At 65.2% G+C, this 13,233-nt stretch carries 10 protein-coding genes; 4 read left to right on the top strand and 6 right to left on the bottom strand.

All coding sequences use genetic code 11. The features are described from left to right. Positions 1-49 precede the first annotated feature (49 nt). Positions 50-1,585, top strand: coding sequence for a hypothetical protein (locus AC1RUR_RS32655; protein WP_492851746.1), 1,536 nt, complete (start codon positions 50-52; stop codon positions 1,583-1,585). 18 nt (positions 1,586-1,603) lie between these two features. Beyond that, a complete protein-coding gene (locus tag AC1RUR_RS32650) occupies positions 1,604-1,768 on the top strand; it encodes a hypothetical protein (protein WP_492851744.1) in 165 nt (54 codons plus the stop codon). Between the two features lie 37 nt (positions 1,769-1,805). Here the strand turns inward: AC1RUR_RS32650 and AC1RUR_RS32645 are convergent, their stop codons facing one another. Then, entirely contained in the window at positions 1,806-3,011 is a 1,206-nt protein-coding gene (locus AC1RUR_RS32645) for a CaiB/BaiF CoA transferase family protein (RefSeq protein ID WP_492851742.1), read from the bottom strand. A gap of 305 nt (positions 3,012-3,316) precedes the next feature. Continuing rightward, positions 3,317-6,316, bottom strand: coding sequence for a bifunctional proline dehydrogenase/L-glutamate gamma-semialdehyde dehydrogenase PutA (gene putA / locus AC1RUR_RS32640; RefSeq protein ID WP_492851740.1), 3,000 nt, complete (start codon positions 6,314-6,316; stop codon positions 3,317-3,319). A 114-nt stretch (positions 6,317-6,430) separates the two neighbouring features. Between putA and AC1RUR_RS32635 the strand changes: the two genes are divergently transcribed. Then, positions 6,431-6,892 carry an Lrp/AsnC ligand binding domain-containing protein gene (locus AC1RUR_RS32635; RefSeq protein WP_018643717.1) on the top strand — a complete coding sequence of 154 codons (462 nt, stop codon included), beginning with the start codon at positions 6,431-6,433 and terminating at the stop codon, positions 6,890-6,892. Between the two features lie 171 nt (positions 6,893-7,063). Here AC1RUR_RS32635 and AC1RUR_RS32630 read toward each other — a convergent pair whose 3' ends face one another. From AC1RUR_RS32630 to AC1RUR_RS32615, 4 genes are all read right to left on the bottom strand, one after another. After that, positions 7,064-7,264, bottom strand: coding sequence for a cold-shock protein (locus AC1RUR_RS32630; RefSeq protein WP_008563500.1), 201 nt, complete (start codon positions 7,262-7,264; stop codon positions 7,064-7,066). 197 nt (positions 7,265-7,461) lie between these two features. After that, on the bottom strand, positions 7,462-7,770 hold the full coding sequence (sorB, locus tag AC1RUR_RS32625) for a SorB family sulfite dehydrogenase c-type cytochrome subunit (RefSeq protein WP_492851737.1): 309 nt from the start codon (positions 7,768-7,770) through the stop codon (positions 7,462-7,464). 12 nt (positions 7,771-7,782) lie between these two features. Then, entirely contained in the window at positions 7,783-8,982 is a 1,200-nt protein-coding gene (gene sorA, locus AC1RUR_RS32620; protein WP_492851735.1) for a SorA family sulfite dehydrogenase catalytic subunit, read from the bottom strand. 438 nt (positions 8,983-9,420) lie between these two features. Then, a complete protein-coding gene (locus AC1RUR_RS32615) occupies positions 9,421-11,154 on the bottom strand; it encodes an adenylate/guanylate cyclase domain-containing protein (protein ID WP_492851733.1) in 1,734 nt (577 codons plus the stop codon). 347 nt (positions 11,155-11,501) lie between these two features. On the opposite strand from AC1RUR_RS32615, the gene AC1RUR_RS32610 reads away from it, so the two are divergent. After that, on the top strand, positions 11,502-13,232 hold the full coding sequence (locus tag AC1RUR_RS32610; protein ID WP_492851898.1) for a glycosyltransferase family 39 protein: 1,731 nt from the start codon (positions 11,502-11,504) through the stop codon (positions 13,230-13,232). The last annotated feature ends 1 nt before the right edge of the window (position 13,233 follow it).

The following is a 13,233-nucleotide window of genomic DNA, read 5'->3' as shown; positions in this document are numbered from 1 at the left end:
AAGCGCCTTTTTGCTTGAATAGGGGTCCCGGCGCGGTGTTACCTCAGGCATGAGCCGCGTGTTGCGAATTCTTCTTGCTGTCGTCGTGCTTTTGGGTGGCGCCATGCCGCTACCGGCCGCGGAGAACGCGCAGCTCACGCGCGGTACCGCGATCACCGATCCCGATGTCCTGCGCAAGCTCGACCAGAACGATGCGCTCACGGTCTCGCGGCTGCTGTGGCCGGAGCGCAACGCGAACTTTCCGCTGACGAACGATCTGCTGTTCTCCTGGATGCCGCAGCTTGCACCGATTCCGCCGGCAATCGATGCGGAGCTCGATCGCTACATCGCAGGGCACAAGGCGGCATGGCCGAGCGAGACCATCGGCGTCGGCGAAGGCTTCGACGTGCAGCTGTTCGATCGAGCCACGCTGAAATCGCCGAACACGCGTTTCGTGCTCGCCGGCATCGTCAACCGCATGGACCGCGCCTATGTGGCGGAGGACTCCTGCGGCGAGATCCGCTTGATCTATCGGCTCACCCGTTTCGACGCTGGACCGGACGGCAGCAAGACCGCGATGCGCCTGCCGATGACGTTCAATCTGGTGATGAAGGCGCGCGATGCCCGCCAGACCGGTTCGAACGGCAAGCCGGTCACCTGCGCCGAGGTCGCGCGGCGCTGGCTCGACAATGGCGACTGGCAGGGATTGATCCGCGGCGGCTTCTCCCCTGACGACGCCATGCTCGACCGCATCGAGACCAACATCCAGGTCTCCGTCGCGCCGAAATCGGCGCTGCATGATTTTCGCTCGGACTATTTGCTGAAGGTGTTCAAGTACGACGCTGCAGCGAAACGGTTCGAGGAATCGACGCTGGAGAACCAGATCGACCGTAACAGGATTCTTGCCGACAACGATCTCCGGCGCGATTTCAAGGCGTGGCTGCTTGCGCCGGAAAATCTGCGCGCGTTCGATCGCGGCACGGTGCTGATCCCCGAGAAGTTTCTGGCCAGGGCCGCGGTCGTGCCGACGCCTGCCGGCCTCGATGCCTCCGCGCTGCAGCCGGAGTTCGGCATGATGCAGGGAGAGGGCAAGGACGATCCCGTCTTCACGGACAATGACGTGGTCGGTGCGCTGAAGCAGGCTGCCGCGCGCGGGGACATGCAGAACATCCGCTCGGTTGCGGGCTTCCAGCGCCGCCTCAATGACGTCACCTGCGCCGGCTGCCACCAGACCCGCGGCATCGGCGGTTTTCATTTTCCGGGCGTGGATTGGCTTGCGGACAAGCCGTCGAATTCCACCATCGTGCCGGCCTCGCCGCATTTCCTCGGCGACCAGCTTCGCCGCCGCGACATCCTGGCCGCGTTCGCCGCAGGCAAGCGGCCTGATTTCTCACGCGGATTTGCCAGCCGGCCGCAGACTCGCGGCAGCGCGGAACTGGCCGGCACCGAATATCAGGACGGCTGGGGGGCGCATTGTTCTTTGCAAAATGCGGGATCGAGAACGGGCGACAGGAGTTTTACGTCATGGAGCTGTGCTAAAGGCTTGACCTGTCAGGCCGCCGCGGCCTCGCGCCGCATCGGCATGTGCTTCATCGAGACGCGTTAAAACCGGTTCGGATGACCCATGACGGACACGAGCAACGCCAACAAGGCGCGCAATCGCGAGATCGCGCAGAACGAGGAAGCCAAGCAGGTCACCGGCAGCATCCGCGTCAGCACATGGGCGGTCGCAATGGTCGTGATCGTCGGCGGGATATTGTTCACGCTCGGCTGGCTGGCGCTGCGGTAGTTTCTCTACGGCGGAGTGTGTAGCGCCAGCGCGCGTCCTACCCCACCGCCCCCGAGCCCCGCAGCTGCTTGATCGCCGTCTCGTCGTATCCCGCCGCGCGCAAGATCTCGTCGCTGTGCTCGCCGACGCCGGGCGGCTTGCGCGGCTGCACCTTCCTGGTGCCGTCGATCCAGATCGGGCTGGAGATGGTGAGCATGGTGTCGTTCTCGAACGGCACCAGCACCTCGTTGTCCAGCATCTGCTTGTCGTTCGGGATGTCGTCGAGAATGCCGACGATGCCGAACACGAGTCCATTGCCGTCGAGGATCTTGCGCCATTCGGCGAGATCCCTGGTGGCGAAGGTCTCGTCGAAGATCTTGATCAGCTCCACCGAGCGGGCGTGGCGGTCGGGCTTGGTGGCGAAGCGCGGATCGGTGATGAGGTCTTCGCGTCCCAGGCACTTGGCCAGTGTCGGAAACTGCTTCTCCTCGCTCAGTAGCGACAGGATCAGCCAGCGGCCGTCCCTGCATTGATAGTGGTTGGCCACCGCGTTCAGCGCGCGCTCGCGCGGGCGCCGCTCGCCGAACTTGGCGCCGCAGAGTTTCGCCTGCGCCAGCACGCTCGCCGCCCAAACGCCATTCGCCATCAAATTGGAGGCGACATGCGAGCCCTTGCCGGTCTTCTCGCGCTGATAGAGCGCGGTGACGATCGCGCTGTACAACGCCATGGCACAGGGATGGTCGCCCATGCCGGCGACCGAACGCGCCGGCGTCGTGTCGGTGTCGGCGCGGACGAGGTCCATCAGGCCGGAGCGCGCCCAATAGGCATTGCTGTCGAAGCCGGGCTTGTTGGCCTCCTCGCCCTTCTCGCCATAGCCGGTGAAGGAGGCGTAGATCAGCCGGTCGTTGAGATGGGCGAGGTGGTCATAGGTGATGCCGAGCTTGGTGCGCACCGGCGGCGGCATGTTGGTGATGAAGACGTCGGCCTCTTCCACCAGCTTGTAGAGCACCGCCTGCGCCTCCGGCTTTGAGAGGTCGAGCGCGAGGCTCTTCTTGTTGCGGGCCTCCAGCAGCCAGGCGAAATTGTGCTCGCCGGTCGGATAGCCCGGCAGATTGGGCAGGTTGCGGTAGGGATCGCCAGCGCCGGGCGGCTCGATCTTGATGACGTCGGCGCCGAAATCCGACAGCACGGTCGCGGCCGCCGGCGCTGCGATGAAGCTCGCGCAGTCCAGAACCTTGAGCCCTGCAAAAATGCCCTTGTCCATCGCGGCGTCGCTCCCTCGCTCTTGTTGTTTCCCGTGCGCTGGAATTGGCGCCGGCCAGATCATGGGAGCATTAGACCGATGTTTTGCCGGGATGCAACGGCACCGGGCGCAGGGCATCGCTGCGGCGTGTCCCGTCACCCTGAGGTGGCCGCTTCTTCAGCGGCCCTCGAAGGGCGACGGCCCGGCTGCATCCGGGCCGTTCATCCTTCGAGGCTCCCGGCGCGATGCCTGGCATCGCGCCACTCGCACCTCAGGATGACGGAACTGATATTGTGCGTGTTGTGAAGGCCGCTCCAGGGGCGGCTTCACTCTTCGCCCGCGAGCAGAGCGGCATTGCCGCCCGCCGCCGCCGTGTTGATCGTCACGGTCTGCTCGGTGGCGAAGCGCGCGAGGTAATGCGGGCCGCCGGCCTTCGGGCCGGTTCCAGACAGGCCGTTGCCGCCGAACGGCTGCACGCCGACCACGGCGCCGATCATGTTGCGGTTGACGTAGATGTTGCCGACCTGAACGCGGTCGATGATCGCCTCGATGCTGTCGTCGATGCGGGAGTGGACGCCGAGCGTCAGCCCGTAGCCGGTGCGCTCGATCGCCTGCAACACGCGTTCGAGGTTCTCGGCCCGGTAGCGCACGACATGCAGGATCGGGCCGAACACCTCCTCGGTGAGCTCGCCGGCCTCCTTGAGTTCGAAGATGTGCGGCGCGACGAAGCATCCTTCCGGCGCGGTGCCGGCAAAGTGCAGCCGCGCCTCGCTCTTCATCCGTGCGATATGCGCATCGAGACGTTGCTTGGCCTCGGCGTCGATCACCGGACCGACATGGGTCGCGACGTCGCTGGGGTCGCCGATCTTCAATTCCCGTGCCGCGCCTGCGATCATCTCGATCATGCGGTCGGCAACGTCCTCCTGCACGAACAATAGCCGCAGTGCCGAGCAGCGCTGGCCGGCGGAACGGAATGCCGAGGTCACGACATCGTCGGCGACCTGCTCGGGCAGCGCGGTGGCGTCCGCAATCATGGCGTTGATGCCGCCGGTCTCCGCGATCAGCGGCACGATCGGCCCGTCCTTGGCGGCGAGCGTGCGGTTGATGCTGCGCGCGACCTCGGTCGAGCCGGTGAAGACCACACCGGCGATATCGTTATGCGCGGTCAACACGGCGCCGATGCGGCCATCGCCGGTGACGAGATGCAGCGCGCTTTTCGGGATGCCGGCCTCGTGCAGCAGGGCGACGGCCTCGCGCGCGATGCGCGGGGTCTGCTCGGCGGGCTTCGCGATCACGCTGTTGCCGGCCATCAGCGCCGCCGTGACCTGGCCGAGGAAGATCGCCAGCGGGAAATTCCACGGCGAGATCGCCACGAAGACGCCGCGGCCGCGCATCGCGAGTGCGTTGCTCTCGCCGGTCGGGCCGGGCATCGCCGTCGCGCCGCCGAACAGTTTTCGGCCCTGCGCGGCATAATAGCGGCAGAAGTCCGCGGCCTCACGCAGCTCCGACAAGGCATCGTCGAGCGTCTTGCCGCCCTCGGCTTGCAGAAGCGCGATGAAATGAGCGCTGCGGTTCTCCAGCAGATGCGCGGCCTGCTCCAGCGCTGCCGCGCGTGTGCCCGCTGGCGTCCGGCTCCAGGCCGCAAAGCCGGTGCGTGCCGCAGCGACTGCTGCATTGGCCTGATCCGGCTTTGCATCAGCGATCGGCTTGGGATCGGTTGCCGCGGCCTTGACGTCGGTCAGCAGCTGCTCGAGCGCGGCGCGTGCGCCGAATTCGACGCCGCGCGAATTGCGCCGCTCCGGCGCGAACAGATCGGCCGGCAGCGGAATTTTGGGATGGGCCGCCGCTTGCGGCCGGACGATGGCATCCGCCGGACGCTGCAACAGCGCCGGGACGGGGACGCGATAGTCGGCCGCCTGCGCCACGAACGAGGAATTGGCGCCGTTCTCCAGCAGACGCCGCACCAGATAGGCGAGCAGGTCGCGATGGCTGCCGACCGGTGCATAGGTGCGGTAGGCGATATCGGCGTGATCCCTGGCAAGCTGCTCGTAGAGCGCTTCGCCCATGCCGTGCAGACGCTGGAATTCGAAGCCGCCGCTGTCCCCGGCCATCTCCAGCACGGTCGCGACCGTCAGCGCGTTGTGGGTGGCGAATTGCGGGAAGATGCGCGGCCGCAAGGCCAGCAGCTTCGCGGCGCAGGCGACGTAGTTCAGATCCGTCATCGCCTTGCGGGTGAACACGGGGTAGCCGTCGAGCCCGCGCTCCTGCGCGCGCTTGATCTCGGTGTCCCAATAGGCGCCCTTGACCAGCCGCACCATCAGCTTGCGGTCATGCGCGCGCGCCAGCGCGTCGACATAGTCGATCACCGCGCTCGCACGCTTCTGATAGGCCTGGATGGCGAGCCCAAAACCGTCCCAGCCTTTGAGCGAGACATGGGAGAGCGTCGCGGCGATCACGTCGAGCGACAGCTCCAGCCGGTCGGCCTCCTCGGCATCGACGGTGAAGTTGAGATCATGCGCCTGGGCACGCTGCGCCAGATCGAGCAGCTGCGGCACCAGCTCGGCCATGACGCGGTCGCGGCTGATCGCCTCGAAACGCGGATGCAGCGCCGAGAGCTTCACGGAGATGCCGGGCCGGTCGGGCAGGGGATGGTTGCCGGCGGCCTTGCCGATCGTCAGAATCGCGCTCGCATAGGCGTCGAAATAGCGCTTGGCGTCCGCCGCCGTGCGCGCGCCTTCGCCGAGCATGTCGAAGGAGTAGCGCGTCTTCTGGCCGGAGCGCGGCTTGCCCCGCTCCAGCGCCTGCTCGATGGTCTCACCCAGCACGAAATGATTGCCCATCAGCCGCATCGCCTGCCGCGTGGCGGTGCGCACGGCGGGCGCGCCGAGCCGCTTCACCAGACGGCCGATGGTGCCGTCGGGCGTCTCGCCGGGCTGGATCACCCGGGCCGACAGGCCGAGCGCCCAGGCCGAGGCGTTGACCAGGAAGGCCGTGGACTTGGTCTCGTGGTGGATGAAGTCGCCCTCGCCGAGCTTGTCCTCGATGAACTGGTCGGCGGTGCGGGCATCAGGCACGCGCAGCAGCGCCTCGGCCAGCACCATCAGCGCGAGGCCCTCCTTGGTCGAGAGCGCGAACTCCCGCAGCATGTCCTCGACCCCGCCGAGCCGGTCGTCGCGCTTGCGGACCGCCTCGATCAGCCGCGTCGCGGTCCGGTCGATCCGCGCCTCCTGCGGCGGAGCCAGATGCGACGTGGGCAAGAGGCGCGCGGCGATCTCGGCATCATCGGGTGCGTAGGGGGCGGCGAAGGCAGGCGGAATGTTCGGCATGGCGTGTCCTGTGGCTCAATTCCAGGATAAGGGCCGCGTTACCGTAGTTCGATAGACAAATTAGCTTCTTTGCCTTAGAAAATTAAGATAGATGCCACAGTAGCCGTATAAAATATGGAACTCGATCGAATCGACCGCAAAATCCTCTCGATTTTACAGGAGGATGGGCGAATCGCCAATGTCGAGCTCGCCGAACGCATCGGTCTGTCGCCGACGTCGATTGGCGAGCGGCTGAAGCGCTTGCAGCGCGAGGGCTTTGTCGAAGGCTACGGTGCCCGGCTCAATCCGCATCGGCTTGGCCTCGGGCTTCTGGTGTTCGTCGAGGTGCTCCTCGACAAGACCACGCCCGACAATTTCGAGCGCTTTGCGCGCGCGGTGAAACTCGCGCCTGAAGTGCTGGAGTGTCACATGGTTGCCGGCGGCTTCGACTATCTTGTGAAGGCACGCCTTGCGGACATGACGGCGTATCGGCGCTTCCTCGGCGAGACCCTGCTGTCGATGCCGGGCGTGCGCGAGACGCGGACCTACGCGGTGATGGAGGAGATCAAGCGCGACGCACCATTGCCGGTGGGCTAGGGAGTACCGTCGCGATTGTCATTGCTGTGGCGTTGAATGAGCCCCTTCGCGGGAAAAATAGGTATCCGTGTGCAGTCGCAACGCCTGTCGTCGAATGCACTGGCCGTCTTCTAAAATTTTTTTGGCCTCGCTCCCGGATCTGATCCGGGAGGCAGCGAAACGCTGGCGGGCTTATACTTTGAGGTTTTCTGCGGAGGTCTTGCCCCGGTTTGCGATCTCTTCGTATTCAACCGTCTGTCCCTCGTTGAGGGTGGACAGACCGGCCTTCTGCACTGCCGAGATATGCACGAACACATCCTTGCCACCCGACGCAGGCTGGATAAATCCATAACCCTTCGTCGGGTTGAACCACTTGACCGTACCTTTAGCCATCACGACTTCTCCGCGGGTCTTCCTCCGAGATCTCGAACCGCCAGTCCCCGCCAACCGGCCGGTTCGGTCCTAACAGGATACGCGGATTGTGGCAGGCTTGGTAGCTCAAACCACATCAGCCTTTCGCCGAATTCCGCTCAACTTCGCGGCGTTTTTGCCGGTTTTGCCCGTTTCGCGGTCAATTGGCCCGCGCGCCCTCAATACGTCGTGGCCAGATAATCGACGATCTTGCCGACATCGGCATCGTCGATCGGTGCGCCATAGACCTTGATCATCTTGGTCACCTCGGCTTGCCAGAAGCCCTTCTTGTCCTTCATCGGCGGCTGCGTGGCGATGTAGTCGGACGAGTGGCAGGCCGTGCAATTGCCCTGCACCACCTCGAGATTGGGGCCGGGCTTGAACGCCGCGACCTCGTCGGGGGTCTTGTAGTTGACCGGCGCGGCAAGTGCCGAACCCACCATTGCGGCGAGCGCGAGTGTGATGGTGAGGAGAACGGTGCGCTGCATGATCATTCTCCCTCAGGCCACGCTGACGCGGACGGTTTCGACGACGTTGCGCAAGTAACCCGCCGGGTTCCAGCGCGGCGTATCCGGCTGGGTCTCGCCACCATTGCCGGTGGCGCGGACCTTGAGCTCGTGATTGCCTGCCGCGAGCTTCACCGGCAGCTTCCATTCGCGGAACGCGTATTTGCCGAGATCCTTGCCGAGCGTCGCGCTCGTCCAGGTCTTGCCGCCGTCGGCGGAGACCTGGACCTCCTTGATACCTTTGCCGCCGTCGAAGGCGATGCCGCGCAATGTCGTGCGCCCCGCCTTCAGCTTGGCGCCGTCAGGCACGCTGGTGATGAAGGAGCGGATGGTGAAGCGGTTGATCGGGATCGTCGCCTTCGGCGCGGTGCCCGGCTCGACCGCATTGTTGGGCGTATCGGGGATGCGATAGGCCGACTTCATCCAGAAGCCGTCATAGACGCTGTCGATGACGGTGATCTCGTTGAGATGCTTGAGCCAGTAGGTGCCGTAATAGCCTGGTACGACCAGGCGCAGCGGAAAGCCGTTGAGGAACGGCAAATCCTCGCCGTTCATGCCATAGGCCAGCATCACCTCGCCGTCGGTAGCATGATCGATGTCGAGCGCCTTGACGAAGTCGGGCGTCTTGTCGTTGACCGGGCCGTCCATGCCGCCGAATGTCACCTGCTTCGCACCGGCCTGCACGCCCGCCATCTCCAGCACGGTCTTCAGCGGCACGCCGCGCCAGCGCGCACAGCCCATCGCGCCATTGGCGAGCTGGCCGCCGGCGACGCGCGGCTCGACGAGGCCGCGGCTGTTGCCCGAGCACTGGTTGACGGCGACGATCTCGGTCGCCTTCATCTTCCTGATGTCTTTCAGCGACAGTTTCAGCGGCTTGTCGACCTTGCCCTTGACTTGAAGCGTGAACGTGTCGGGGTCGAGATTGTAGGGCAGGTCGGAGAGGTGATAGCGCACGAAGAACGCATTGTTCGGCGTGATCGGGCCGTCGTTGAAGATCGCAAACGGCGTCTCGAGCTGCGGCGGCCGGCTGGTCAGCCCGATCATCGGCCGCTTCTGCGGATATTTCACCAGCGGCCGTTCGCCATTGGCGAACGGAAGCGTGACGGTGTCGAGCGCCAGCGCCTTGGTCGAATTCAGTGTGGCCGCAAGTGCGGCAAGGCCCGCTCCTTTGAGCAGGTCGCGTCGATCGAACATGTGGTCTCCTCCCGGAGCTTTTCGTTGGATCGCGGTCATCACCGCAATCCTGCGTCCATGTGTCTCAACCATTTGGATGAAGTCAATTCGTGCTTTCGCAGCAGGCCCATGCCGCTGCGTTGCAGCAGGCCGGTGTTACGTTTGTCACGAGATTGTCGACTGTAGCCGCGACGGTGGTCTGCTCCCTCACCCCGCTTGCGGCAGGGCAATCGCATATGGGAGAGATTCCCTTGTGGCCATCCTTCGAGACGCCCGCCGTTGGCGGGCCCTCAGGATGAGGACCGAGTGCGCGGCAGTCGTTTCAACGAGCACCGGTGCCGCTTAGCCTCATCCTGAGGAGACCGCAAAGCGGTCGTCTCGAAGGACGAGGCGCGCGCTCGGGTCGCGCAAAGACCATATGCGATTGCCCTGCCGCAAGCGGGGTGAGGTGAAGAAGAATCACGCCGCGACGCGCTCGCTGCGATCAACGAGCGCCGACAGCTGCTTCGTATCTGCAACTACACGCACCGCCATCGGCTCGTCGCGGCCGCGGATCGCGACCTCCTGCTGCGGTAGTGCGTCATCGGCAAGGCCCGCGCTGCGGCGGACTTCCTCGGAGACGACCGCCTCACAGGCAAACGTCTTCGTCATGTCCTGGAGGCGGGCGGCGACATTGACGGCATCGCCGAGCGCGGTGAAGACGATGTGATCGCGATAGCCGATGTCGCCGATGATGACCTCGCCGCCATGGATACCGATGCCGAAGCGGATCGGCTGGCGCAGATCGTGGCTCAGGAGCTCATTGAGTTCGTCGACATGCGTGGCGATGCCCGCGGCCGCTTTCAGCGCCTGCCGGCAGGCCTCTTGCGGATCGACCGACAAGCCGAACAGCGCCAGCATGCCGTCGCCGACGAACTGGTTCGGCTGGCCGCCATTCTCGATCACCGCCTGCGAGACCGCGCCGAGGAAGCGGTTGACGATGAAGACGGTGTCGAACGGCAGCCGCTTCTCCGCGAGCTGCGTCGAGCCGCGCATGTCCACGAACAGGCTGACGAGGTAGCGCTCCTGGCCGATCCGGGCCGGCGTCGAGCCTTGCGCATTCGCCGACACGGTGTGCGCGGTGAAGAGCTGGAAGAAGGAGAGATCCGACGTTGGTCGCAGCTGGCAGGCGAGGCGGATCGAGGGGTCGGTGGTGCCGACACGGGTGAGCACGAAGGCCTCGCGCTGCGACGGCTCGGGCAGGACGCCATGATCGCCGATGATGCGGATGCGGCAGGTCGAGCAGCGGGCGCGGCCGCCGCAGACGCTGGCATGCGGGACGTTGTGGCGCAGGCTCGCCTCCAGCACGGAGAGACCCTTTGGCACGCGCACCGTCTTGCCGTTGCCATAGGACAGCGCGATCATGCCACCGCGCCGCTCACGCAGGGCGCGCACGCCTCTTGCGAGCAGCACCACGCCGAGCAGGCCGAAATAGCCCATGACGAGGCCGCCGCTGATGCGGTCGAGCACTTTGTTTTCCGCGACCGTGCCGACCTGTTGCCTCGTATAGTTCGTCTTGCGCCAGTCCGCGTCGTCGCTGTCGGCAGCAACGCTGCGCCCGCCCTGGTAGATGCCGAGCATCGCCAGCGTCGGGATCAGGACGGCGGCTGCGAGGAGATAGGGCGCCGCGCGCGTGAAGAAGGTCTTCATGCGCAGCCAGAAATAGATGCCGACGCAGCCATGGATCCAGGCGACCACGAGCAGGATCGTCATCTGCCAGAGCCGGGCGGGCGCCAGGACGAAGAACAGATAGAGCTCCTGCGGGTAAAGCTTCTCGTGCCCGTAGAGCGTCAGGCCGAGCCGGATCCCGATCACATGTGCCATGACGAGCAGGGGGATGCTCAGGCCCAGCACGAGCTGAAGCGGCTCGACGGTCTTCCAGCGAAACTCGCGGCGCTGGTACAGCGCGAACACACCGAGCCCGGCGTGGATCAGCGCCGCCGCGTAGAACACGATCGTCACGGGCAGGAACTGCCAGAACAGCACGTGGTAGTAGACCCCGGCCTCCATGGTGTCGACCGAGATGTTGCCGAGCGCATGGTTCAGGAAATGGCTGACCACATAAGAGAACAGGATGATGCCGCAGATGAGCCGCACCTGCCGTACGCCGGTTGCGCGGATGAGTTCGGGCATATGGACGGGAGCGGTGGCCATGATTCGGTTGTATCAGTTCATCAAGGAGAACAGCCAGCCTAGCGTTTAATTCCAGGGGTGGACAGGTTCGGCGATCACTTGCCCGACAAGGTTACAAAACCGTAGGGTGGGCAAAGGCGCGCCCTTGCGCGCCGTGCCCACGACCTGTCGATGTTACGATCGGTTTGGTGGGCACGCTTCCGCCTTCGCTCTTCGAGCGACGTCGGACAAGTCGCTTTGCCCACCCTGCGGCCGCATCGCTGGGGCGGGATCGTCGCTTCGCTCGCCCGGAACGATGGTGGCCTACATTGACTCCCCCTCCCAGGTTGGCGAAAAGCGCGGCCGTGACGACAGCTCCCGACACCACCATGCCCCTCCACGGCGCCGCGCGCCGGCCCCTCGTCATGGCCGTGCTCGTCATCGCCGCGATGACGCTGCTGCGCATCGTCTACGCCTCCGCGATCGAGCTGCGCACCGACGAGGCCTATTACTGGACGTGGTCGAAGGAGGCGGCGCTGAGCTTCCTCGATCATCCCCCGGGCATCGCCTGGCTGATTCGTTTCGGCACCGCGATCTTCGGCGACACCCCGCTCGGCGTCCGCTTCGGTGGTATCGTCGCGATGCTGGTGACCCAGCTGCTGCTCGCCGACATCGTCCGCCGCCTCACCCGCGATGCGCGCGCTGTGATGATCGCGGTGCTGATGCCGGAGGCGGCGCTCTATTACGGCCTGTTGATGGCCAAGGTCGCGCCCGACGTCGCCATGATCCCGTTCGCGGTCGCGATGATGTGGTCCCTGGTGCGATTGGCGCAGAGCGGCGACGGGCGCTGGTGGCTGGCGGCCGGCCTGTTCGCCGGGCTGGCGATGCTGTCGAAATTCACCGTGATCATGTTCGCGCCGGCGGTTGCGGCGTTTCTTCTCGTGCCGGATTGGCGCTGGCGCTGGCTGCGCAGTCCTTATCCCTATCTCGCTGTGCTGGTCGCGATCGCAATGTTCTCGCCGGTGCTGATCTGGAACGTGCAGCACGATTGGGCCTCGATCCGCTTCCAGGGCGTGCGCGCCACCACCAATTACGGCATCTCACTGCGGACGGTCGGCGACTACATCGGCCTGCAGTTCGGTCTCGTCGGCTTCGTCATGCTGCCGGTGGTGCTGACGGGCCTCGTGATCACGGCATGGCGCGGCTATCGCAGGCGCGAGCCGGTCGCGATCCTGCTGTCCACGGCCGTGCTGATGCCGTTCCTCTATTTTCTGGTGAAATCGCTGACGCTCAGGGTCGGCGATACCTGGCCGATGTTCATGTGGCCGGTCGGTTTTGCGGCTGCAGCGGTGAACCTTGCGATGCTGCCGAAGGAAGGGTGGTCGGCGCGGCTGATCCGCTCAAGCCTGTTCTGGGCGAAGACGGCGGTCGTCTCGGGCATTGCCTTCGTCGTCATCGTGTTTCTCTACTACGTCGCCGCGCCCTGGAATCTCCTCGGCAAGATCGATCCGATCGGCGCCGAGGCCGGTTACGAGCAGGTCGCAGCGCGCGCGCAGGCTGCGCTGGATGAGACCGGCGCGACCTGGATCGCAACCACGGATTACCGCACCTATGCCATGATGCGCTGGCTGTTCAGGGGCCGGGTGCCCGTCATCGAGATCAACGAGCGCGGCCGCTTCCAGGACTTCCGCGACCCCGGCATCGACCGAATCAAGGGACACGCCGGCATCTATGTCGGCCGCGAGCCCGACAATCGCGCGCCGGTGTGGGATTCGATCCCCGCGAAGCGCGAGCAATTGGGCCAAGTCGAGCGCCGCTGGCGCGGCGTTCTGACGGACACCTATGTGATTGAAAAACTCACCGGCTGGACCCCGGAGCTGAACCCGCCGAAGGACTCGCCGCTGTTTTGGTGGCGGGTGCTGGCGGGGGAATTTAGCATGAGAGTGGCACGCTCCTCTTACCCTCCCCTGGAGGGGGAGGGTCGATCGCGCGCAGCGCGAGCGGGGTGGGGTGATCTCTCCACGCGGGTACTGTTGGATGGGGAGAGACCGTCACCCCACCCCGCTGTGCATTCCGCTTTGCTTCATGCACAGCGACCCTCCCCCTCCAGGGGAGGGTAAG

The organism is Bradyrhizobium sp. GW821-FHT12B03 (assembly GCF_058807535.1).
The sequence above is the reverse complement of the archived record's forward strand: the minus strand, read 5'-3'. Positions and strand labels throughout refer to the sequence as shown.

Excerpts from the sequence above, each read along its gene's own strand:
- AC1RUR_RS32655 (WP_492851746.1), top strand. The coding sequence starts at position 50 with ATGAGCCGCGTGTTGCGAATTCTTCTTGCTGTCGTCGTGCTTTTGGGT.
- AC1RUR_RS32650 (WP_492851744.1), top strand. The coding sequence starts at position 1,604 with ATGACGGACACGAGCAACGCCAACAAGGCGCGCAATCGCGAGATCGCG.
- AC1RUR_RS32645 (WP_492851742.1), bottom strand. The coding sequence starts at position 3,011 with ATGGACAAGGGCATTTTTGCAGGGCTCAAGGTTCTGGACTGCGCGAGC.
- putA (WP_492851740.1), bottom strand. The coding sequence starts at position 6,316 with ATGCCGAACATTCCGCCTGCCTTCGCCGCCCCCTACGCACCCGATGAT.
- AC1RUR_RS32635 (WP_018643717.1), top strand. The coding sequence starts at position 6,431 with ATGGAACTCGATCGAATCGACCGCAAAATCCTCTCGATTTTACAGGAG.
- AC1RUR_RS32630 (WP_008563500.1), bottom strand. The coding sequence starts at position 7,264 with ATGGCTAAAGGTACGGTCAAGTGGTTCAACCCGACGAAGGGTTATGGA.
- sorB (WP_492851737.1), bottom strand. The coding sequence starts at position 7,770 with ATGCAGCGCACCGTTCTCCTCACCATCACACTCGCGCTCGCCGCAATG.
- sorA (WP_492851735.1), bottom strand. The coding sequence starts at position 8,982 with ATGTTCGATCGACGCGACCTGCTCAAAGGAGCGGGCCTTGCCGCACTT.
- AC1RUR_RS32615 (WP_492851733.1), bottom strand. The coding sequence starts at position 11,154 with ATGGCCACCGCTCCCGTCCATATGCCCGAACTCATCCGCGCAACCGGC.
- AC1RUR_RS32610 (WP_492851898.1), top strand. The coding sequence starts at position 11,502 with ATGCCCCTCCACGGCGCCGCGCGCCGGCCCCTCGTCATGGCCGTGCTC.